Genomic DNA, 20,206 nt, shown 5'->3' with positions numbered 1-20,206 from the left:
AGCCCACCCTCGGTAGAATGCCTCTTTGGCCTGAACTTAACTCTCTGCGGACATGACCTCCTCCCATCGCCAGATCACCGGCAGCATCGTCGCCCTCGTCACCCCCCTGCACGAGGACGGTAGCGTCGACTACCCCACCCTGCGCAAACTGATCGACTGGCACATCGCCGAAGGCACGGACTGCATCGGCGTGGTCGGCACCACAGGCGAATCGCCCACGGTCAACGTGGACGAGCACTGCGAGATCATCCGTGTCTCGGTCGAGCAGGCCAAGGGCCGGGTGCCCATCATGGCAGGCTGCGGCGCCAACTCCACCGCCGAGGCCATCGAGCTGGCTAAATTTGCGAAGAAGGTCGGTGCCGACTGCCAGCTGCAGGTCGTGCCCTACTACAACAAGCCCACGCAGGAAGGCCAGTACCTGCACTTCCGAGCCATAGCCGAAGCCGTCGGTGACCTGCCCATGGTGCTGTACAACGTGCCGGGGCGCACCGTGGCCGATATGGCGCACGACACCGTGCTGCGCCTGACCCAGGTGCCGGGCATCGTCGGCATCAAGGAAGCCACGGGCAATATCGAACGCGCGCAGTGGCTGATCCGTGATGTCCCCAAGGGCTTCGCCATCTACTCGGGCGACGATCCGACCGCCGTGGCCCTGATGCTCTGCGGCGGCCACGGCAATATCAGCGTGACGGCCAATGTGGCCCCGCGCCAGATGCATGAGCTGTGCGTGGCGGCCATGGCCGGCGATGTGAAGCGCGCGATGGAGATCCAGTTCAAGCTCATGCCCCTGCACAAGCATCTCTTCGTCGAACCCAACCCCATCCCGGTCAAGTGGGCCATGCAACGCATGGGCCGCTGCGGCGGCACGCTGCGCCTGCCCATGACGCCGCTGACGGCGGCCAACCAGCCCGCGGTCGAGGCGGCGCTGCGAGCGACCGGCCTGATCTAGGGCCTGTTCACACTCATTTCTCAAGATGCGTTGCGGATCAAAAAAGTCATGCGGTAGGCGCGTGGACGCCGCCGGGGTAATCCCCCGGCCACAGTCCGCGCAACACCCCGCATGGCTTTTTTGGCCGCAACCCGTAGGGAACGAGGTAAAAACAGCGCCACTCGTTGTTGCACTCCTAGCCCAGGCGGCCAGCCTGGGCGTCGTCGCGCGCCTAGATTGGCGCTGTTTTCACCTCGTTCGCACTTGAGAAATGAGTGCGAACAGGCCCTAACCCCAACTGTTCCCCAAGGAAATTGCCGGTGAAGCTTGTTTTGAAACTGGCCCTGCTGGGCCTGCCACTGGCGCTGGTCGCCTGCTCCACACTGGACGGCGACAAGGTCGACTACAAGGCCGCCGCCAAGGCGCCCTCGCTGTCCATCCCGCCCGATCTGACCCAACTGCCGCGTGACACCCGCTACGTCATACCGGGCAGCACGGTCAGCGCCTCCGGTTACCAGAACGCCACACAAGGCACCGTGGCCAATGCCATTGCGGTCGCGGCCTACCCTGGCATGCGCATCGATGGCGTTGGTGGCCAGCGCTGGCTTGTGGTGGACCAGCCCGCCGAGAAACTCTGGCCCCTGGTCAAGGAGTTCTGGCAGGAGACCGGCATGACCCTGATCACGGAACAGGCCCAGCTGGGCATCATGGAAACCGACTGGGCCGAGAACCGCGCCAAGCTGCCGCAGGACTTCATGCGCCGCACACTGGGCAAGATCGTCGGCGCCCTGTTCTCCACCAATATGCTGGACAAGTACCGCACACGCCTGGAGCGCAATGCCGCTGGCGGCACCGAGATCTACATCAGCCAGCGCGGTCTGGAAGAAGTCTACACAGACGCGTCCAAGGAAAAACTCGTCTGGCAGCCGCGCGCTCCCGACCCCGAGATGGAAGTGGAGATGCTGCGCCGTCTGATGATCAAGCTCGGGGCGCCCAGCCAGCAAGCCGATCAGCAGGCCGCCGTGGCGCCCCGCCGCACCTCGCGCCTGGACACGCGCGACGGTCAGCCCGTGGTGCTGGTCAGCGAAGGTTTCGACCGCGCCTGGCGCCGTGTCGGCCTGACGCTGGATCGCACCGGCTTTACCGTCGAGGACCGCGATCGCAGCCAGGGGGTTTATTTCGTGCGCTACGTGGAACCCAAGAAACCCGGCGAGGAAGAGCCCGGCTTCTTCGCACGCATGTTCAGCAGCACGCCCAAGGACAAGGTTCCTCAGAAGTACCGCATCACGGTCAGCGGCCAGGGCGAGAGCAGCACGGTGGCCGTGCTCAATGCCGAAGGTGCGCCCGAAGTGTCTGACAACGCCCAACGCATCCTGCAGGTCATCACCGACGATCTGCGCTGAGAGCCTGTACACGGACGTAAAAAAAGCCACCTCGCGGTGGCTTTTTTACTGGCAGGGCAAGAATTACTTCTTGGCCGGCTCAGCAGCGGGAGCGGCAGCAGCGGCCGGAGCAGCAGCGGGAGCCGAAGCGTCGGCGGCCGGAGCCGGAGCGGCAGCGGGGGCAGCAGCAGCGGGAGCAGCGGCCGGAGCAGCAGCTTCTTCCTTCTTGCCGCAAGCGGCCAGGGCAGCGGCGGCGATCACGGCGGCCAGAACGAGAGTCTTGTTCATGTTGATATATCTAGTAAAAAGTTGAAGACAATTTCCGGAAGTTGCCAGCGCGGTGAACCGCACTGACCAAGCAGGCTCGCTTACACAAAGCTTGCTTAGCGGAAAATTATATGGCGGATTCAATGCCACATTGCGAAAAAAATAGGGCTAACCCTTAAGTAATACCCGAGGAACCCCAGCCGCAGCCAGCTTGACCCTGGTACTGCGACACGGAAGTAGAGAAACAAAATGAAAGCGATGGATTCGCGTGCGCAGGGCAAGGCGCAAACCACAGCCATAGCCGCAGCTATGGCGAGGATTTGCAACGCCGCCATGCGTGCGAAGGCGCGCTTTCATGTTTCGATACTTCCGGGTCGCGGCACTAGAGTCCGAGCACCGAGGCCGGGAATCCCGGCGTGCTGTCGCGCCGCCATTCGTCGAGCAACTGGCGCAATTCCACGCGCCGGGGCGCTGCGTTGTCACACAGCAGCACGTCGCGCTCGCTGTCGATGCGCTGCATCACCCAGGCCGGCGTCCAGAGCGCGCTCGGGAAAGCCAGGGCATCGCCAGAGCGACAGACGCGGCATTCGATGATGTGGTCCCAGGTCTGGCGCCACTTCACGAAGCGCGCATGCCGGCGTATCACCCCCGCGTAGTCCATGCCCAGCATGACAAAACGGCGACCCCCGCGTGACCAGGCCTGCAAAGACTCGACCACGGCGCGCTCGCCCAGGGGCCAGTCGGCGTAATGGGCGTCACACAGGATCAGCTCGTTCCAGCCTTCGCGGGCGGCGGCCTGCAGCGCATCGCGCAAGGCCTGCGTGAACACGCTGCGCCCCTGCAGCCGGCCCTGCGGCAGCACGGCGGGGGGTGTTTCCTCAGCAGGCATGGGCCCATCCGTCCTCGCACCAGGCCTGCAGCAACTCGCGCGCCGCAGCGCTGGCACGCGCCAGTTCGGCCGCGCTCAGGCCGCGCTGGTCGGCCAAGCGTCGCATCAGCAAGGCGTCGCGCCCTGCGGCGCGGTAGCTCTCCCCATTGATGAAAACGTGGTGTTCGTCGTAGAGCATGCGCGTGCGCCGGTCCAGCATCACGCCAGCGCGTACCCCGGGTGGCTCGCCGGCCTCGAACCAGACCTGGGGCTTGGGCTCGCTCAGGGTTTCGCCCAGCGCGCGCGCCAGGGCCAGCGGGTCCTTCAGCGCCTGCTGCAGGGCCTCCCGGGCGAAACGCTCCAGTTCGACCGGCATAGCTGCCGGCTGGGCCACGGCCGCCTGGCACGGGTCGCGGTAAAGAGATTCCCCCACCGCTTCGGCCGCATCTTCCGCCAGGCGCTGCAAGAGCTCCTGGGCCAGCTCGCCCTGCTTGGGCGAGCGAAAGCCGATGGAATAGGTCATGCAGTCGCCCCCCTCCGCCACCCCGTCGTGAGCGTAGCGCGGCGGCAGGTAGAGCATGTCACCCGGCTCCAGCACAAACTCCTGCTCGGGCACGAAGTTGGCCAGGATCTTCAGCGGCACGCCCTCGCGCAGGCTCAGGTCCTGCTGGCGACCGATGCGCCAGCGCCGCCGGCCCCGGGCCTGCAACAGGAAGACATCGTAGCTGTCGAAATGCGGCCCCACACCACCGCCTTCGCTGGCGTAACTGATCATGAGATCGTCCAGCCGGGCATCGGGGATGAAACGGAAACGGTTCATGAGCCCGTGGATCGCATCGCTGTGCAGATCCACCCCCTGCACCAGCAGGGTCCATTCCGGGGTCTTGAGCGCGGGCAGCGCGCGGCGCTCCAAGGGCCCGCGTCGCAGGCTCCAGGCCTCCTTGCCGCGGTGGTGCTGCAGCGTGATCAGGCGCGACTCCACTTCTTCACGGGCCGCCAACTCGAACAACTCGCTGCGCGCCAGCAGCGGCGCAAAACCGGGGATGGCCTGACGCACCAGCAGAGGCTTCTTCTGCCAGTGCCGTTTCATGAAGACCTCGGGGCTCAGACCGCCCAACAGGGGCAGCGGCTTTTTCACATCCATGTCGATTTCCGGTTTAACTGCGACAATTCTGCCCTATGGATATCAATCAGCAATGCGTGGTCGCCCTGACCTGGACGCTCAAGGACACCCTGGGCGAGGAACTCGACGTGCTCGACGAGCCGGTGGAATTCCTGATCGGCGGGCAGGACCTGTTCAAGAAAATCGAAGATGCCCTGCAGGGCCACCGCATGGGCGCCACCGTGGCCCTGCAGCTGGAACCCGAAGAGGCCTTCGGCGACTACCAGGAAGACCTGGTTTTCCTGGAACCGCGCCCGCTGTTTCCGGCCGAAATCGAAGAGGGCATGACCATCGAAGGCTCGGCCCTGCCGGCGGGTTGCAATCCGGAAGCACCAAAAGATGTGCTCTACACGGTGACCGAGCTCTACCCCGAGCACGTGGTGCTGGACGGCAACCACCCGCTGGCCGGTATCGCCCTGCGCCTGACCCTCAAGGTCGAGGGCGTGCGCGAAGCCACCGAAGAGGAAATCGGTCGCGGCTCGGCCGGTACCGGCTTCTTCCGCATCCAGCCCATCGATACGCTGCCCCCGGGCAGCAATACCCTGCAGTAATCAGGCCTTGCCTGTGGAGCCGTAACCGCCGGCGCCACGTTCGGTGGCGGCGGGAAATTCGCTGACCACATTGAACCGCGCCTGTACCACGGGCACCACGACCAGCTGCGCGATGCGCTCCATGGGTTCGATGGTGAAGGCCGTGGGGCTGCGGTTCCAGGCGCTCACCATGAGCTGGCCCTGGTAATCGCTGTCGATCAGGCCCACCAGATTGCCCAGCACGATGCCGTGCTTGTGGCCCAGGCCCGAGCGCGGCAGGATCAGCGCGGCATACCCCGGGTCGGCCAGGTGGATGGCGATGCCCGTGGGGATCAGCTGCCAGGCATTGGGCAGCAGGGTCACGGCCTCAAGCAGGCAGGCGCGCAGGTCCAGGCCGGCGCTGCCGGGGGTGGCGTACGCGGGTAGCTGATCCGCCAGGCGCGGATCGAGAATCTTGACGTCGATGTTCATTGGAGAGGTGTAGCGTTGAGTGTCAGGCGTTGGGCGCAGAGGAATTCTCGCTGAACGAAGAACGCTGAACACTCAACCTCACTGCAATCTCGGCCACGAGTTGGCGCGCCAGGGCCAGCTTATCCGCGCGCGGCAGCTCGGTGACACCCTTTTCATCCACCAGCAGCAGCACGTTGTCGTCCTGGCCGAAGGTGGCCGGGCCGATATTGCCCACCAGCAGGGGCACGCCCTTGCGCTCGCGCTTGGCCTGGGCATGGGCCAGCAGGTCGTGGCTCTCGGCGGCGAAGCCCACGCAGTAGAGCGCGCCGCTTTTCGCGCGCGGGCTCTGTGCCACGGCAGCCAGGATGTCGGGGTTCTCGACGAAACTCAGCGCCGGCGGCTGGCCGGAACCGTCCTTCTTGATCTTCTGCTCGGCCGCCGTCGCCGGTCGCCAGTCGGCCACAGCCGCCGTTGCTACAAAAACTGTAGCCATCGACACTTCGGCGTCAACCGCCTGCTGCATGTCCCGCGCCGAACGCACGTCGACACGGCGCACGCCGCGCGGCGTGGGCAGGTGCACCGGGCCGGCCACCAGCGTGACTTCGGCACCGGCCTCGCGCGCCGCGCGTGCGATGGCAAAACCCATCTTGCCGCTGGAAAGGTTGGTGATGCCGCGCACCGGGTCGATGGCCTCGTAGGTCGGGCCGGCCGTCACCAGCACACGCTGGCCACGCAGGCTCTTGCGTGCGAAGAAGACAATCACCTCCTCCAGCAACTCCTGCGGCTCCAGCATGCGGCCGTCACCGGTCTCGCCGCAAGCCTGGTCGCCGCTGCCCACGGCGAACACATGGGCGCCGTCGGCCTGGAGCTGGGCCACGTTGCGCTGGGTGGCCGGGTTGGCCCACATCTCGCGGTTCATGGCCGGGGCCACCAGCAGGGGCACCGTCTCGATGGGACGGGCCAGGCACATCAGGCTCAGCAGATCGTCGGCGCGGCCGTGCAGCAGCTTGGCCATGAAGTCGGCGCTGGCCGGGGCGATCAGGATGGCGTCGGCCTCGCGGCTGAGGTTGATGTGCGCCATGTTGTTGGTTTCACGCGGGTCCCACTGCGAGTGGTAGACCGGCCGGTTCGAGAGGGCCTGCATGGTCACGGGCGTGATGAACTGGCTGGCGGACTCGGTCATCACCGCCTGCACCGTGGCGCCCTCCTTGATCAGGGCGCGGCAGAGCTCGGCCGCCTTGTAGCAGGCGATGCCCCCGGTCAGGCCCAGGACGATGTGTTTTCCAGCCAGGTCGTTCATGGGTGGGAGTTTAGCGTCCGGCGTCGAGCGTTGAGCGGAGTTTGCACGCCGAACGCCCAACGCAGAACCCTCAACCCGTATAATCTCGCTTTACCACCTCCTCGAACCCCCGCGTTCGAACCTGACATGACCAAATTCGTCTTCGTCACCGGCGGTGTGGTGTCCTCCCTGGGCAAGGGAATCGCCTCAGCGTCTCTGGCCGCGATCCTGGAATCGCGGGGCCTCAAAGTCACCCTCATCAAGCTCGATCCCTATCTGAACGTCGATCCGGGGACGATGTCGCCCTTCCAGCACGGCGAAGTCTTCGTGACCGATGACGGGGCCGAGACCGACCTGGACCTGGGCCACTATGAGCGTTTCATCGAAACGCGCATGAAGAAGACCAATAACTTCACCACCGGCCAGATCTACAAGAGCGTGCTCGAGAAAGAGCGCCGCGGCGACTACCTGGGCAAGACGGTGCAGGTCATCCCGCACGTCACCAACGAAATCCAGGAATACGTCAAGCGCGGCGCCGGCTACGACACCCCTGAAGCCGTTGACGTGGCCATCGTCGAGATCGGCGGCACCGTGGGCGACATCGAGTCCCTGCCCTTCCTGGAAGCCGTGCGTCAGCTCAGCCTGCGCCTGGGCCCCAACAACGCGGCCTTCGTGCACCTGACCTATGTGCCCTGGATCGCCGCCGCCGGCGAGCTCAAGACCAAGCCCACCCAGCACACGGTGCAGAAACTGCGCGAGATCGGCATCCAGCCCGACGCGTTGCTGTGCCGTGCTGATCGCCCGATTCCCGACGACGAGCGCGACAAGATTTCGCTCTTCACCAACGTCCCGGAGTGGGGTGTGATCTCCATGCCCGACGTGGACACCATCTACAAGGTGCCGCGCGTGCTGCACGAGCAGGGCCTGGACGGCCTGATCTGCGACAAGCTGCGCCTGAACACGCCGCCGGCCAACCTCAAGCGCTGGGATTCCCTGGTCTACGAGACCGAACACCCCCAGGGCGAGGTCACCATCGCCATGGTCGGCAAGTACGTGGACCTGACCGACAGCTACAAGTCGGTCAACGAAGCCCTGCGCCATGCCGGCATGCGCAACCATGTGCGCGTGAAGATCGAACACGTGGATTCGGAAACCATCACCGACGAGACCCTCGCCCGCCTGGCCAAGTACGACGCCATCCTGGTGCCCGGCGGCTTCGGCAAGCGCGGCATCGAGGGCAAGATCAGCACCGCGCGTTACGCCCGCGAGCACAAGGTGCCTTACCTGGGCATCTGCCTGGGCATGCAGGTCGCCACCATCGAGTTCGCGCGCCACGTGGCCGGCCTCAAGGACGCCAACAGCACCGAGTTCGAACCCCACTGCCAGCACCCCGTGATCGCGCTGATCACCGAGTGGAAAGACGCCGACGGCAGCATCAAGACCCGCGACGCCAACTCCGACCTGGGCGGCACCATGCGCCTGGGCGCGCAAAGCTCCGACGTGGCCAAGGGGACGCTGGCCAACAGGATCTACGGTGACGTGGTCACCGAGCGCCATCGCCACCGTTACGAGGCCAACGTCAACTACCTGGACACCCTGCGCAAGTCCGGCCTGGTGATCTCGGCCCTCACGCAGCGTGAGCAGCTCACCGAGATCGTCGAACTGCCGCAAAGCGCCCACCCCTGGTTCGTCGGCGTGCAGTTCCACCCCGAGTTCAAGTCCACCCCCTGGGACGGCCACCCGCTGTTCAACGCATTCGTCAAGGCGGCGCTGGAGCACCAGGGCGCCGGCAAGAAAAACCTCAAAGCCGTCGCATAAGGACACGAACATGAAACTCTGCGACTTCGACATCGGCCTCGACAAGCGCTTCTTCCTGATCGCCGGTCCCTGCGTGATCGAATCCGAGCAGCTGCAGATGGACGTGGCCGGCCAGCTCAAGGAAATCACCGCCTCGCTGGGCATCCCCTTCATCTTCAAGAGCAGCTTTGACAAGGCCAACCGCTCCTCCGGCACCAGCTTTCGCGGCCCCGGCCGGGACAAGGGCCTGGACATCCTGGCCAAGGTCAGGCGCGAACTCGGCGTGCCGGTGCTGACCGATGTGCACACCGAAGACGACATCACCGCGGCAGCGGCCGTGGTGGACGTGCTGCAGACCCCCGCTTTCCTGTGCCGCCAGACCGACTTCATCCATGCCGTGGCCCAGGCCGGCAAACCGGTGAACATCAAGAAAGGCCAGTTCCTCGCGCCCGGCGACATGAAGAACGTGATCGACAAGGCCCGCGCCGCGGCCAAGGCCAAGGGCCTGAACGAAGACAACTTCATGGCCTGCGAACGCGGCGTGAGCTTCGGCTACAACAACCTCGTGAGCGACATGCGCTCGCTGGCCATCATGCGCGAGACCAAAGCCCCGGTGGTGTTCGACGCCACCCACTCGGTGCAACTGCCCGGCGGCCAGGGCACCAGCTCGGGCGGCCAGCGTGAGTTCGTGCCCGTGCTGGCCCGTGCGGCCGTGGCCACGGGCATCGCGGGCCTGTTCATGGAAACCCATCCGGACCCGGCCAAGGCCCTGTCCGACGGCCCCAACGCCGTGCCGCTCAAACACATGAAAGCCCTGTTGGAAACGCTGGTCGCGCTGGACCAGGTGACCAAGAAGAACGGCTTCCTCGAAAACAGTTTCAACTGAAACCACCCTAAACCGCACCCATCCACCATGACCGCTGCCTACATCATTGTCGACATGCAGATCACCGACATGGAGCAGTACAAGCAGTACATGGCAGCAGCCCCCGCCGCAGTAGCCGCCGCCGGCGGCGAATACCTGGTGCGCGGTGGCCGTTTCGAGGTGATGGAAGGCAGCTGGCAGCCGGCCCGCGTGGCCATGCTGCGCTTTCCCGGCTTCGAGCAGGCCAAGGCCTTCTACGACGGTGAGATGTACGCCTTGGCTCGCGCCAAGCGCGCCGGTGCCACCCAGTTCTTCAACATGATTCTGGTGGAGGGCGTGGCCGCCCCCCTCGTTTGAATACCACTCTCAAAATCGAAATCGAAAGGTAAGCATGAGCGCTATTGTTGATATCGTCGGCCGCGAAGTCCTGGACAGCCGAGGCAACCCCACCGTCGAATGCGACGTCCTGCTGGAGTCCGGCACCATGGGCCGCGCCGCGGTCCCCTCCGGCGCCTCCACGGGCAGCCGCGAAGCCATCGAGCTGCGCGACGGCGACAAGAGCCGTTACCTGGGCAAAGGCGTGCTGAAAGCCGTCGAACACATCAACACCGAGATCAGCGAAGCCGTGCTGGGCCTGGACGCCTCCGAGCAGGCCTTCCTGGACAAGACCCTGATCGACCTGGACGGCACCGAGAACAAGAGCCGCCTGGGCGCCAACGCCATGCTGGCCGTCTCCATGGCCGTGGCCCGCGCCGCCGCCGAAGAGGCCGGCCTGCCCCTGTACCGCTACTTCGGCGGCATGAGCGCCGTGCAGATGCCCGTGCCCATGATGAACGTCATCAACGGCGGCGCGCATGCCAACAACAACCTGGACCTGCAGGAGTTCATGCTGCTGCCGATCGGCGCGCCCAGCTTCCGTGAAGCCCTGCGTTATGGCGCCGAGGTCTTCCACGCGCTCAAGAAGATCCTGCACGACAAGGGCATGCCCACCTCCGTCGGTGACGAAGGCGGTTTCGCCCCCAGCGTCGCCAACCACGAAGCCGCCATCCAGCTCATCCTGGAAGCCATCGACAAGGCCGGCTACACCGCCGGCGAGCAGATCGCCCTGGGCCTGGACTGCGCCGCCAGCGAGTTCTACAAGGACGGCAAGTACCACCTGGAGGGCGAAGGCCTGGTGCTGTCCGCCACCGAGTGGACCGACATGCTGGCCAGCTGGTGCGACAAGTACCCCATCATCAGCATCGAGGACGGCATGGCCGAAGGCGACTGGGACGGCTGGAAGATCCTGACCGATCGCCTGGGCAAGAAGGTGCAGATCGTCGGTGACGACCTCTTCGTCACCAACACCAAGATCCTGAAGGAAGGCATCGACAAGAACATTGCCAATTCCATCCTGATCAAGATCAACCAGATCGGCACACTCACCGAAACCTTCGCCGCCATCGAGATGGCCAAGCGCGCCGGTTACACCGCCGTCATCAGCCACCGCTCGGGTGAGACCGAGGACAGCACGATTGCCGACATCGCCGTCGGCACCAACGCCGGCCAGATCAAGACCGGCTCGCTGAGCCGCTCCGACCGCATGGCCAAGTACAACCAGCTGCTGCGCATCGAGGAAGACCTGGGCGAAGTCGCCGTCTACCCCGGTCGCTCGGCTTTTTATAACTTGAGGTAATGGCCCCCACGCTCACGCATTGCATGTGGCTCTCTGTGGGGCCGCGCCGGAGGCTGCGGCTCTTCGGCCCGTCCGAGTCTGCGCAGGCAGACGCGGAGCCGCGGGCCTCAGCCCCCCGAGGCGGCCGCGTTTCGCATTGGGGCGGCCCGGCAGCGAAACGGGCTTCAGAAAGGTAAGCCTTGGGTACACGCTTCGTCCCGGCCGTCCTGCTCACCCTGCTCGTGGTTTTGCACGCGCAGCTGTGGTTCGGTCGGGGCAGCGTGCCCAAGGTCGCCAGCCTGGCGACCGAACTCGAGGCGCAAAGGCAGAAGAACGCCCAGGCCCAGCTGGTCAACGACCGGCTCGCCGCCGAGGTGCAGGACCTCAGGGAAGGCCTGGCCATGGTCGAGGAAAAGGCGCGGCTGGAACTGGGCATGGTCAAGCCCAACGAGATCTACGTCCAGATCACGAAATAAGCCGCTCATGAAAATTGCCGTTGTGGGCGCACCAGCCACCGGCAAGACCACGCTGGCGACCGCCCTCGCCCTGCACCTGCCTGAACTGCAGCTCAGCGACGCCCCCTCCCCCGACACGCTGCCGGCCGGTCGCTACGGCCAGGTCCTGCTCATGGGCCTGGATCTGCCCGTCATCACGCCGGCACAGCAGGCGGCCGACGCCGCCCTGCGCGCACAGCTCGCGGCCGCAGGCGTGGATTTTGGTGTGGTCTACGGCCGGGACAAGGAAAGACTGCGCGCCGCCCTGCGGCTCATCCAGCCGCAGGACGGACCCGTCCCGCGCTGGACCGGTCCCTGCGAGCGCTGCGCCGATCCCGAATGCGAGTTCCAGCTCTTTACTGGATTGCTGAACTCGAAGGCGGCCGGTCGCCCGCCTGCTTGAACAGCTGCGTCACGTCGATGCCGTCGTAGCGGTAACCGGCGCCGCAGAACTCACAGTCCACCTGAATCGACCCGCGCTCTGCGAGGATGTCGCGCGCCTCGGGCTCGCCCAGGCCGCGGATCATCCCGCTCACACGTTCGCGGCTGCAGGTGCAGGCAAAACGCGGTGCGGTCTCACCCGCCTGGGGCTCGAAGCGTTGCAGCTTCTCTTCCCAGAACAGGCGGCGCAGGATGGTCTCCACGTCCAGCGTCAGCAGCTCCTCGCGCTTGAGGCTGGACGCCAGCGTGGCGATGCGGTTGTAGTGCTCGTGCATCTCGGCGGCGTGCTGCTCGGCCTCGGCCGGGTTCTGGCCCGCGAGGTTGCCCACGCCTTCGATGGGCAGGCGCTGGATCAGCAGACCCGCGGCCACCTTGTCGTCGGCTACCAGCACCAGCACCGTCTCGAGCTGCTCGCTCTGGCGCATATAGAGCTGCAGGGCCTGGGACAGACTCTGCACGGAATGCCCCTCGGCATCCGACAGCGGCACCACGCCCTGGTAAGGCTGCTGGCCCGGCTGACGCCCCTGCGGGTCCAGGGTGACGGCACAGCGCCCCAGGCCCCGCACATTGAGCATGGCGGGCAGGCCGGCATCGTCAGGCACGGCACCCTGCACCGTGGCGGTGGCACGCAGGCTGAGGTCGGACTGCACCTCGACCACAGTCAGCTTGACCGGGCCATCGCCAAAGACCTGCAGGATCAGCGCGCCGTCGAACTTGATGTTCGACTGCATCAGCACCCCGGCCGCGGCCATCTCGCCCAGCAGGGCCTGCACCGGGGCCGGATAGGCCCCCGAAGCACTTTGCGCGCGACGCTTCAGGATCTCGGTCCAGGCGTCAGTCAGGCGAACGACCATGCCACGCACCGGCAGGCCTTCGAAGAGAAATTTGTGGAGTTCAGACATACGGCCAGATGAGGCTCAGGCGATTTTCTTCAAGCCCTTGCGGAAGCGCTCGGCGTTGCCGACGTAATGCTGGGCCGTGCGCCGCAGCCCGGCGATCTGCTCGGGGCTGAGCTGCTGGACCGCCTTGGCCGGGCTGCCCAGGATCATGGAGCCATCCGGAAACTCCTTGCCCTCGGTCACGAGCGCGCCCGCCCCCACCAGGCAGTTCTTGCCGATCTTCGCGTGGTTCAGCACGATGGCACCGATGCCGATCAGCGAGCCGTCGCCCACGGTGCAGCCGTGCAGCATGACCTGGTGGCCCACCGACACGTTCTCGCCCAGGGTCAGCGGCACGCCGGGGTCGGCGTGCAGCACGCTGGCGTCCTGGACATTGGTGTTGCGGCCGATATGGATGTGTTCGCTGTCACCGCGGATGACGGCGCCGAACCAGACACTGACGTTTTCTTCCAGGGTGACTTTGCCGATGACTTGGGCGCTGTCGGCGATCCAGGCGTTTTTGCCCAATGTGGGGGATTGGCCGTCGAGTTCGTAGATTGCCATCTTGTTTTCCGTCTTTGGTGGGTGGGCAAGATTGTAAGGAGGGCTTGATTTCCGTTCCGGCGCGGGGGGATGCCCCGCGCCGCCGGGTGGACCGGGATCCTGGAGTCGACGGCACATACGATCAGCGCCTGACGCGCACACGACGCCAGAAAAAAAGAGGCCGGCATGCCGGCCTCTTTCACATCAGATCAGGCGAAATCATTCCGCCAGCATGTCCGAGCCATTGCGCACACGGTGCATGCTGGCGATGGGCACGGTCCAGACCAGGCCGTCACCGATCTGGCCCGTGCTGCAGGCCCCGATGAGGGTGTTGCGGATCTCCGCCACCATGTCCTCGTCGGCCAGAACGGCCACCATGATCTTGGGCGAATAGTCGATCAACTCCTCCTTCACCGTGCGCTTGCCCACGGCGGCCGGGGCGGTGAAGCCCTCGGCCTTCATGAGCGTGAGGCCGGGGAAGTTGGGGATGTCGTGCAGGGCATCACGCAGCTGCGGGAGGCGGCTGGGGCGCACGATGGCGCGGATTTCCATCATCTTTTTCATGGGTGTGTTCCTCAAGCTTCAATAGGGTTTTCATCGAACCAGCGGTACAGCGCCGGCACAACCACCAGGGTGAGCAATGTCGACGAGATCAGGCCACCGATGACCACGATGGCCAGCGGCTTCTGCACTTCCGAGCCGGGGCCCGTGGCGAACAGAAAGGGCACCAGGCCCAGCAGGGCCACGGTGGCCGTCATCATGACCGGGCGGAAACGCGCCACACAGCCTTCGCGCACGGCCTCCATCACGGGCCTGCCGTCCTCGCGCAGGCGGCGGATGTAGCTCACCAGCACCACGCCGTTGAGCACGGCTATGCCCCACAGCGCGATGAAGCCCACCGAGGCCGGCACGCTGAGGTACTCGCGCGTGACGGCCAGGCCGATCAGGCCGCCGATGGACGCGAACGGCAGCACCAGGATGATGAGCGAGGCGAGCTTGAGCGAGTTGAACAGCAGGAAGAGCAGGAAGAAGATGGCCACGATGGTGATGGGCACGATGATGGTCAGCGTGGCCATGGCGCGCTCCATGTTCTCGAACTGGCCGCCGAAGACGAAGTAGAAACCTTCGGGCAGTTTCACCTCACGCGCGATGCGCTGCTCCACCTCCTGCACAAAACCTCCCAGGTCACGCCCTTCCACATTGGCCCCAACCACCACCCGGCGCTTGGCGCTCTCGCGGCTGATCTGGGCCGGGCCGTCGCGCAGCTCGATGGTGGCCACCGAATGCAGGGGCACCAGGGCGCCGTCGGGCGCGCGCAGCAGCATGTTGCGGATGGACTCGATGGTGTTGCGCGACGCCTCGGGGAAACGCACGGCGATGCCGAAGCGGCGCTCGCCCTCGTAGAGCTGGCTCACTTCCCTGCCGCCGATGGCGGTCTCGATGAGCTTGTGCACCTCGGCCACGTTGATGCCGTGGCGCGCGATGGCCTTGCGGTCGATGTCGATGGTCAGGGCCTGCTGGCCCGAGAGACGCTCGATGCGGATGTCGCGCGCGCCCGGCACGCCACGCAGCAGCTTGGCCACCTGCTCGGACACCCGGCGCAGATCGTTCAGGTCATCACCGAAGATCTTCACGGCCAGCTGCGAACGCACACCCGTCACCATCTCGTCCACCCGCTCGGAGATGGGCTGCGAGAGCACGATCTGCACGCCGGGGATGGACGAGAGCCGCTGGCGGATGTCTTCATCGATCTCGTCCTGCGTGCGATCGCTGTCAGGATCCAGCAGCACGATGGGATCGGACTCGTTGGGGCCGGCCGGATCGGCCGGTGATTCGCCGCGACCCAGCTTGGAGACCACCATGCGCACGCCCGGAACTTCGGCGATGGTCTTCATGGCGCTCATCTCCAGGCGGATCGATTCGTCCAGCGAGATGCTGGGCACGCGGTTGATCTGCGGCGTGAGCGCCCCCTCCTTCATGGTCGGCATGAAGGACTTGCCCAGGAAGGGGAACAGCGCCAGCGAGAACAGCAGCAGGACGATGGCCACCGCCAGCGTGCCCATCTGGTTGCCCAGGGCGCGGTCCAGCAGCTTGAGGTAAGCCCGCTTGAGCACGGCGATGACCCTGGTGTCGTGGTCGGCGCCGCCCTTGAGGATGTAGGAGCACAGCACGGGCGAGAGGATCAGCGAGACCAGCAGGGACACACCCAGGGCGATCACGATGGTCAGCGCCAGGGGCGCGAACATCTTGCCCTCGATGCCCTGCAACGTCATGAGCGGCAGGAACACCAGCATGATGATGACGATGCCGAACACCGTGGGCGTGGCCACCTCCTGCGTCGCCTCCAGGATCAGGCGCACGCGTGAAGCCCCGGGTTTGGCCTGGCCCAGGCGGTGGAAGACGTTTTCCACCACCACCACGGTGGCGTCCACCATGAGGCCGATGGCAATGGCCAGCCCCCCCAGTGACATCAGGTTGGCCGAGATGCCGTAGCGGTTCATCATGATGAAGGTGGTCAGCGGCGCGATGACGAGTGTGGCCACCACGATCAGGCTGGAACGCACGTCACCCAGGAAGATGAAGAGCACCACCACCACGAGGAAGATACCCTCGATCAGCACCTTGCCCACGGTCCACAGGGCGGAGTCGACCAGTTCGGTGCGGTCATAGTAGGGCACGATCTGCAGGCCGCCGGGCAGCATGTGTTTGCTGTTGATCTCGGCCACGCGCTGCTTGACGCGGGTGACGATCTGCTTGGCATTGCCGCCGCGCATCATGAGCACGATGCCCGAGACCGATTCGGTGTAACCACCCTTGATGATGGCGCCCTGGCGCACCTCGTGGCCCAGGGTCACCTCGGCAATGTCACGCACGTAGAGCGGCACGCCGTTTTTCTCGCGCACCACGATGTTGGCGATGTCATCGAGCGTGCGGATCAGGCCCACGCCGCGGATCAGGTACTGCTCGGAGCGCTGGGGCAGGATGCCGCCGCTGGCGTTGGCATTGTTCTTGGCGATGGCCTCGAAGACCTGGTCGATGGCCACGTCATGGTGCAGCAGGCGATCGGGTTTGGCCAGCACCTGGTACTGGCGCACATAACCGCCCTGCGAGTTGATCTCGGCCACGCCGGGAATGGAACGCAGCAACGGGCGCACCACCCAGTCCTGCACGATGCGCCGCTCGGCCAGCTCGGCCGGCGTGAGCGCACGCTGGCCGTCGTCCGGGTGGTCCAGCGTGTACTGGTAGACCTCGCCCAGGCCGGTGGACACGGGGCCCAGCACCGGGGTGATGCCCACGGGCATGCGCGGCGTGATCTCGATCAGACGCTCCGTCACCAGCTGGCGCGCGAAGTAGACGTCGGTGGCCTCGGTGAAAACCAGGGTGATGATGGACAGGCCGCTCTTGTTGAGCGAACGCATCTCCACGATGCCGGGCAGGCCGGTCATGGCGATTTCCAGCGGCACGGTGACAAAACGCTCGATCTCCTCGGGCGAGCGGCCCGTGGCCTCGGTGGCGATCTGGACCTGCACGTTGGTGACGTCGGGAAAGGCGTCAACGGAAAGGCGGGTGGCCTCGCGCAAGCCGAAGGCGCACAGCACCAGGGCCAGGGCGACCACCACCAGCCGCTGGCTGAGCGCGGCGCGGATCAATGAACCTAGCATCGCGTCACTCCAGTTCCGCGCGCTTGCGCTCGTTGTTCAGATGGAAGGCGCCCTCCACCACCACCGGCGTGCCGGCGGCCGGGCCCTTGAGCAGCGGACGCAGCCCGCGCGCGGCAGGCGCGAGTTCCACCGGCGTGAGGCGGAACTGGCCGGGGCCGGTCTGCACAAAAACATGGTCCCGGTCGTTGTCACGCACCACGGCGGCCTCGGGCAGGGCCAGTTGCTGGCGCGCCTGGCCGATGATGCGCAGCGTGGCCAGCATCTGCGGCTTGAGCGCGCGGTCGGCGTTGTCGACCTGGGTGCGCACGGTCAGGGAGCGCGTGTCGAGCGAGATCGTGTCACTGACAAACACCACCCGGCCGCTGAACTGGCGCTCGCCCAGAGCCGGCACCTTGATCTCGACCTTCTGCCCCATCTTCACGGCAGCGGCGTCCTGCTCGGGCAAAGCGCCCACGACCCAGACCTTGGAAAGATCGGCCACGGTGAACAGCGGGTCACCCGGCTGCGCCACCTGGCCCTGGCTGACCTTGCGCTCGATCACCACACCCGAACGGGTGGCGGTGATGCCGGCAAAGGAGCTGAGCTGCCCCTTCTCGCGCAGGCGATCGATCTGCCCATCGGGCACGCCCAGCAGACGCAGCTGATCGGTGGCGGCGCGCAACTCGGCACGGGCGATGGACAGTTCGGCCTCGCGGCGCTGCAATTCGGCCGTGCCGATCACGTCGGCCTGGATCAGCAGACGGGCGCGTTCCACCGCGCGCTCGGCCTGGGCGGTGCCGGAGTGCGCGCGCAGATAGGTCAACTGGGCGTTGGTCAGCTCCGGGCTGGTGATGCGGGCCAGCACCTGGCCCGCCTGCACGCGCGCACCCACTTCGGCCAGCACCTCGGTCACGCGGCCGGTGACCGAGGCGCCGATGCGCGTGACCAGCTGTTCATTGGCCTCGATGCGGCCCGGCACATCGCGCTCGGTGTCCAGGGCCTGCAGGGCCAGCGGCGCAACCTTGAAGTTGCGCGCCATCTCTGCATTGACGATCACCAGGTTGGGGTCGACATCGGGTGTGGCGGCGGCGGCCTGATCCTTGCCCTTGCCGCAGCCGGTGATCAGCAGGGCGGCCAGCAGCGCCAGGGGCAGGGCCGGCAGTCGGTAAGTCTTGTAGTTCATGGTTTTCATTCCTGCGTTTCAGGGTTGAGCGGCGTCGCGGCCGGTCAGGAGATCGATTTCGATGACGGCGGCCTGCTGCTGGAAACGCGCCTGCAGCAGGTCGGCGCGCACGGTGCGCAGCACACGCTGCGCGTCCAGCACGTCCAGGATGCCGCGCTCGCCATAACGGTAGGCGGCTTCGGCCACGCGCAGGGCGGCCTCGGCGTCACGGATGGCGCCGGTGCCCAGGGCCTCGACGCGCAGGCGCGCCATCTCCAGCGTCATCACGGCGGCGTCGAGCTGCAGCTGCAGCTCGATCTGGCGGCCATCGAGCCGGGCGCGCGCGCGCAGCTGTTCGGCCTGGGCCTCGTCGCGCGGGCCGCGCTTCTGGTCGAACAGGGGCACCTGGATGCTGGCGCCCACGATGTTCTGGCGGTTGTCGGGCTCACGTGTGTCGCTGTAGCGCAGCTCCACGCCGGGCCAGCGGCTGGCGCCGGCCTCGCGCACGCGGGCCTGCTGGCGTTCCTGCTCGGCACCGAGAGCCTGCAGCTCGGGGTTGTGCGCCAGCATCAGCTCGCGCAGCAGGCTGGGGTTCAGGGGCGCCAGGGTGTCGCCCAGGTCGGCGCTCAGGCGCCAGCCTGCGGGCAACTGGCCGGCGGCGAGCTGGTTGAGGCGGATGCGCGCCTGCTCCACCGCCAGCCGGGCGCTTTGCTGGCGCTGGCGTGCGCTGATGAACTCGGCCTCGGCCTTGATGATTTCGTAGCGCGCAGCTTCGCCGCTGCTCACACGCAGGCGCACGCGCTCGCGGGTCTGCTCCAGCAGCAGCAGCTCGTCGGCCGCGGCGCGCGCCTCTTCGATGCGCAGCAGCAGCTCGTAGGCGCGCAGTCGCACCTGGGCCACCACCTCGCTGCGTGTCATGCCCACCTGGGCTTCGCTGCTGCGCAGGCCCTGCTCGGCCGCGTCCACGCGCGCGCTGCGCAGCCAGGGGTTCTCGATCATCTGCGAGACACCCCAGGCGCTGACGTTGCCGCTGCTGCCCCCATGGCTGGGGCGCAGGCGGCCGTCGCTGAATTCCAGACGCGGGTTGGGCAGGGCACCAGCCGTGCGTATGCCGGCCTGGGCCTGCTCGCGCGAGCGCCGGGCCATCTGCAAGGTGGGGTTGTGCGTGAGCACGATGTTCACCAGTTCGCCCAGGCCGTAGGCCGGGCCAGCCGGCGCCACCGCAGCGGTGCCGGCGGGCAGTGTCGTGGGCGGGGCCACGGTTTGCGCCATGAGGCCGGCAGCCGGCCACAGCAGCAGGCCGCTCACCCAGGGACGCAAGGTCGTCAATTTCATCAAATATCCTCGAAGCATGCGGATGGCGCAGCCCGACCCTGGCCTGGCGCCGGCCGGTCACACCACCCGTCGAAAACGGAAAACGGAAAGCTCAGCCCAGAGCGGCTGGCGGACGCAGCAAAGGCTGTTGTCCGGCCTCGGGCAGGATGTGCTGTGGACCGGGCGCGGGAGCGGCTTGTGTCAGCACCCGGCAGATCTGCCAGTGCAGGCGCACGGCCTGGTCGACTTCATGGCACAACAGATCGGCCACCGTGGACTTGAGCGGTGCCGGCTTGCGGCAGCTCACCCCCATCTCCAGCTCGGCCACGGACTCCTGCGCTTCGGTGACTTCCACCTCGGACATGAAAAAGACCATCTCGCTGTCGGCGGGGCTGGCATGGGCCTGGTTCCAGGACCAGAGCAGACCGCCAAGCAGCCACAAGAAAGCCAGCGCCTGCACGAGCCTCAGCCGGCGCGGGGCCGGGCGGGAAAGGACGTGAGGTGGGCGGGGCATGGCGGGTTTCTTGTGCATCAAGGCTTGGGCCTGTTCA

General features: G+C 66.3%; 21 protein-coding genes. 9 read left to right on the top strand and 12 right to left on the bottom strand.

Annotated features, from left to right (window positions below; all coding sequences use genetic code 11):
- Window positions 1–52: 52 nt before the first annotated feature.
- Together dapA and bamC are read left to right on the top strand one after the other, a co-directional pair.
- Window positions 53–949, top strand: a complete 897-nt coding sequence (gene dapA, locus ACYVH8_RS08530) for a 4-hydroxy-tetrahydrodipicolinate synthase (RefSeq protein ID WP_460488421.1) — start codon at window positions 53–55, stop codon at window positions 947–949.
- A gap of 299 nt (window positions 950–1,248) precedes the next feature.
- A complete protein-coding gene (gene bamC / locus ACYVH8_RS08525) occupies window positions 1,249–2,331 on the top strand; it encodes an outer membrane protein assembly factor BamC (protein WP_460488420.1) in 1,083 nt (360 codons plus the stop codon).
- 63 nt (window positions 2,332–2,394) lie between these two features.
- On the opposite strand, the gene ACYVH8_RS08520 is transcribed toward bamC, so the two are convergent.
- From ACYVH8_RS08520 to ACYVH8_RS08510, 3 genes are all read right to left on the bottom strand, one after another.
- Window positions 2,395–2,598 carry a hypothetical protein gene (locus ACYVH8_RS08520; RefSeq protein ID WP_460488419.1) on the bottom strand — a complete coding sequence of 68 codons (204 nt, stop codon included), beginning with the start codon at window positions 2,596–2,598 and terminating at the stop codon, window positions 2,395–2,397.
- A 361-nt stretch (window positions 2,599–2,959) separates the two neighbouring features.
- Window positions 2,960–3,466 carry a hypothetical protein gene (locus ACYVH8_RS08515; RefSeq protein WP_460488418.1) on the bottom strand — a complete coding sequence of 169 codons (507 nt, stop codon included), beginning with the start codon at window positions 3,464–3,466 and terminating at the stop codon, window positions 2,960–2,962.
- Window positions 3,456–4,589, bottom strand: a complete 1,134-nt coding sequence (locus tag ACYVH8_RS08510) for a JmjC domain-containing protein (protein ID WP_460488417.1) — start codon at window positions 4,587–4,589, stop codon at window positions 3,456–3,458. Before ACYVH8_RS08510 ends, ACYVH8_RS08515 begins: the two co-directional genes overlap by 11 nt.
- Window positions 4,590–4,624: 35 nt before the next feature.
- Here ACYVH8_RS08510 and ACYVH8_RS08505 point away from each other — a divergent pair, with 35 nt between their 5' ends.
- Entirely contained in the window at window positions 4,625–5,158 is a 534-nt protein-coding gene (locus ACYVH8_RS08505) for an FKBP-type peptidyl-prolyl cis-trans isomerase (RefSeq protein ID WP_460488416.1), read from the top strand.
- Here the strand turns inward: ACYVH8_RS08505 and dut are convergent, their stop codons facing one another.
- Window positions 5,159–5,608: a dUTP diphosphatase gene (gene dut / locus ACYVH8_RS08500; RefSeq protein WP_460488415.1), complete on the bottom strand. Its 450-nt coding sequence runs from the start codon at window positions 5,606–5,608 to the stop codon at window positions 5,159–5,161.
- Window positions 5,609–5,630: 22 nt separating this feature from the next.
- Window positions 5,631–6,887 (bottom strand): bifunctional phosphopantothenoylcysteine decarboxylase/phosphopantothenate--cysteine ligase CoaBC, encoded by a 1,257-nt coding sequence (gene coaBC / locus ACYVH8_RS08495; RefSeq protein ID WP_460488414.1) that lies wholly within the window; start codon window positions 6,885–6,887, stop codon window positions 5,631–5,633.
- Between the two features lie 126 nt (window positions 6,888–7,013).
- On the opposite strand from coaBC, the gene ACYVH8_RS08490 reads away from it, so the two are divergent.
- The 6 genes from ACYVH8_RS08490 to ACYVH8_RS08465 all read left to right on the top strand — a co-directional run bounded on the left by ACYVH8_RS08490 (window position 7,014) and on the right by ACYVH8_RS08465 (window position 12,079).
- Window positions 7,014–8,684, top strand: coding sequence for a CTP synthase (locus tag ACYVH8_RS08490; RefSeq protein WP_460488413.1), 1,671 nt, complete (start codon window positions 7,014–7,016; stop codon window positions 8,682–8,684).
- A 10-nt stretch (window positions 8,685–8,694) separates the two neighbouring features.
- Window positions 8,695–9,549, top strand: coding sequence for a 3-deoxy-8-phosphooctulonate synthase (gene kdsA / locus ACYVH8_RS08485; RefSeq protein ID WP_460488412.1), 855 nt, complete (start codon window positions 8,695–8,697; stop codon window positions 9,547–9,549).
- 27 nt (window positions 9,550–9,576) lie between these two features.
- On the top strand, window positions 9,577–9,885 hold the full coding sequence (locus tag ACYVH8_RS08480; RefSeq protein WP_460488411.1) for a DUF1330 domain-containing protein: 309 nt from the start codon (window positions 9,577–9,579) through the stop codon (window positions 9,883–9,885).
- A 34-nt stretch (window positions 9,886–9,919) separates the two neighbouring features.
- On the top strand, window positions 9,920–11,203 hold the full coding sequence (eno, locus tag ACYVH8_RS08475; RefSeq protein ID WP_460488410.1) for a phosphopyruvate hydratase: 1,284 nt from the start codon (window positions 9,920–9,922) through the stop codon (window positions 11,201–11,203).
- A 179-nt stretch (window positions 11,204–11,382) separates the two neighbouring features.
- A complete protein-coding gene (locus tag ACYVH8_RS08470) occupies window positions 11,383–11,658 on the top strand; it encodes a septum formation initiator family protein (RefSeq protein WP_460488409.1) in 276 nt (91 codons plus the stop codon).
- A gap of 7 nt (window positions 11,659–11,665) precedes the next feature.
- Window positions 11,666–12,079 carry a hypothetical protein gene (locus tag ACYVH8_RS08465; protein WP_460488408.1) on the top strand — a complete coding sequence of 138 codons (414 nt, stop codon included), beginning with the start codon at window positions 11,666–11,668 and terminating at the stop codon, window positions 12,077–12,079.
- Here ACYVH8_RS08465 and hslO read toward each other — a convergent pair.
- From hslO to ACYVH8_RS08430, 7 genes are all read right to left on the bottom strand, one after another.
- Window positions 12,033–13,019 (bottom strand): Hsp33 family molecular chaperone HslO, encoded by a 987-nt coding sequence (gene hslO / locus ACYVH8_RS08460; protein ID WP_460488407.1) that lies wholly within the window; start codon window positions 13,017–13,019, stop codon window positions 12,033–12,035. The two genes, ACYVH8_RS08465 and hslO, sit on opposite strands and share 47 nt — an antisense overlap.
- Window positions 13,020–13,034: 15 nt before the next feature.
- Window positions 13,035–13,559 (bottom strand): gamma carbonic anhydrase family protein, encoded by a 525-nt coding sequence (locus ACYVH8_RS08455; protein ID WP_460488406.1) that lies wholly within the window; start codon window positions 13,557–13,559, stop codon window positions 13,035–13,037.
- A gap of 198 nt (window positions 13,560–13,757) precedes the next feature.
- The gene (locus ACYVH8_RS08450; RefSeq protein ID WP_460488405.1) at window positions 13,758–14,102 is read right to left on the bottom strand and encodes a P-II family nitrogen regulator; all 345 of its coding nucleotides are present in this window, start codon (window positions 14,100–14,102) and stop codon (window positions 13,758–13,760) included.
- A gap of 11 nt (window positions 14,103–14,113) precedes the next feature.
- Complete coding sequence (locus ACYVH8_RS08445; protein WP_460488404.1) at window positions 14,114–17,200, bottom strand: efflux RND transporter permease subunit; 3,087 nt, start codon at window positions 17,198–17,200, stop codon at window positions 14,114–14,116.
- 4 nt (window positions 17,201–17,204) lie between these two features.
- Window positions 17,205–18,362, bottom strand: coding sequence for an efflux RND transporter periplasmic adaptor subunit (locus ACYVH8_RS08440; protein ID WP_460488403.1), 1,158 nt, complete (start codon window positions 18,360–18,362; stop codon window positions 17,205–17,207).
- 18 nt (window positions 18,363–18,380) lie between these two features.
- Window positions 18,381–19,676 (bottom strand): TolC family protein, encoded by a 1,296-nt coding sequence (locus ACYVH8_RS08435; protein WP_460488402.1) that lies wholly within the window; start codon window positions 19,674–19,676, stop codon window positions 18,381–18,383.
- Window positions 19,677–19,767: 91 nt separating this feature from the next.
- Window positions 19,768–20,169 (bottom strand): hypothetical protein, encoded by a 402-nt coding sequence (locus ACYVH8_RS08430; protein WP_460488401.1) that lies wholly within the window; start codon window positions 20,167–20,169, stop codon window positions 19,768–19,770.
- Window positions 20,170–20,206: the final 37 nt, after the last annotated feature.

Source organism: Curvibacter fontanus, assembly GCF_054780335.1.
The sequence above is the reverse complement of the archived record's forward strand: the minus strand, read 5'-3'. Positions and strand labels throughout refer to the sequence as shown.

Coding starts and splice junctions, on each gene's coding strand:
- dapA (WP_460488421.1), top strand. CDS start 53: ATGACCTCCTCCCATCGCCAGATCACCGGCAGCATCGTCGCCCTCGTC.
- ACYVH8_RS08520 (WP_460488419.1), bottom strand. CDS start 2,598: ATGAACAAGACTCTCGTTCTGGCCGCCGTGATCGCCGCCGCTGCCCTG.
- ACYVH8_RS08515 (WP_460488418.1), bottom strand. CDS start 3,466: ATGCCTGCTGAGGAAACACCCCCCGCCGTGCTGCCGCAGGGCCGGCTG.
- ACYVH8_RS08510 (WP_460488417.1), bottom strand. CDS start 4,589: ATGGATGTGAAAAAGCCGCTGCCCCTGTTGGGCGGTCTGAGCCCCGAG.
- ACYVH8_RS08505 (WP_460488416.1), top strand. CDS start 4,625: ATGGATATCAATCAGCAATGCGTGGTCGCCCTGACCTGGACGCTCAAG.
- dut (WP_460488415.1), bottom strand. CDS start 5,608: ATGAACATCGACGTCAAGATTCTCGATCCGCGCCTGGCGGATCAGCTA.
- coaBC (WP_460488414.1), bottom strand. CDS start 6,887: ATGAACGACCTGGCTGGAAAACACATCGTCCTGGGCCTGACCGGGGGC.
- ACYVH8_RS08490 (WP_460488413.1), top strand. CDS start 7,014: ATGACCAAATTCGTCTTCGTCACCGGCGGTGTGGTGTCCTCCCTGGGC.
- kdsA (WP_460488412.1), top strand. CDS start 8,695: ATGAAACTCTGCGACTTCGACATCGGCCTCGACAAGCGCTTCTTCCTG.
- ACYVH8_RS08480 (WP_460488411.1), top strand. CDS start 9,577: ATGACCGCTGCCTACATCATTGTCGACATGCAGATCACCGACATGGAG.
- eno (WP_460488410.1), top strand. CDS start 9,920: ATGAGCGCTATTGTTGATATCGTCGGCCGCGAAGTCCTGGACAGCCGA.
- ACYVH8_RS08465 (WP_460488408.1), top strand. CDS start 11,666: ATGAAAATTGCCGTTGTGGGCGCACCAGCCACCGGCAAGACCACGCTG.
- hslO (WP_460488407.1), bottom strand. CDS start 13,019: ATGTCTGAACTCCACAAATTTCTCTTCGAAGGCCTGCCGGTGCGTGGC.
- ACYVH8_RS08455 (WP_460488406.1), bottom strand. CDS start 13,559: ATGGCAATCTACGAACTCGACGGCCAATCCCCCACATTGGGCAAAAAC.
- ACYVH8_RS08450 (WP_460488405.1), bottom strand. CDS start 14,102: ATGAAAAAGATGATGGAAATCCGCGCCATCGTGCGCCCCAGCCGCCTC.
- ACYVH8_RS08445 (WP_460488404.1), bottom strand. CDS start 17,200: ATGCTAGGTTCATTGATCCGCGCCGCGCTCAGCCAGCGGCTGGTGGTG.
- ACYVH8_RS08440 (WP_460488403.1), bottom strand. CDS start 18,362: ATGAACTACAAGACTTACCGACTGCCGGCCCTGCCCCTGGCGCTGCTG.
- ACYVH8_RS08435 (WP_460488402.1), bottom strand. CDS start 19,676: ATGAAATTGACGACCTTGCGTCCCTGGGTGAGCGGCCTGCTGCTGTGG.
- ACYVH8_RS08430 (WP_460488401.1), bottom strand. CDS start 20,169: ATGCCCCGCCCACCTCACGTCCTTTCCCGCCCGGCCCCGCGCCGGCTG.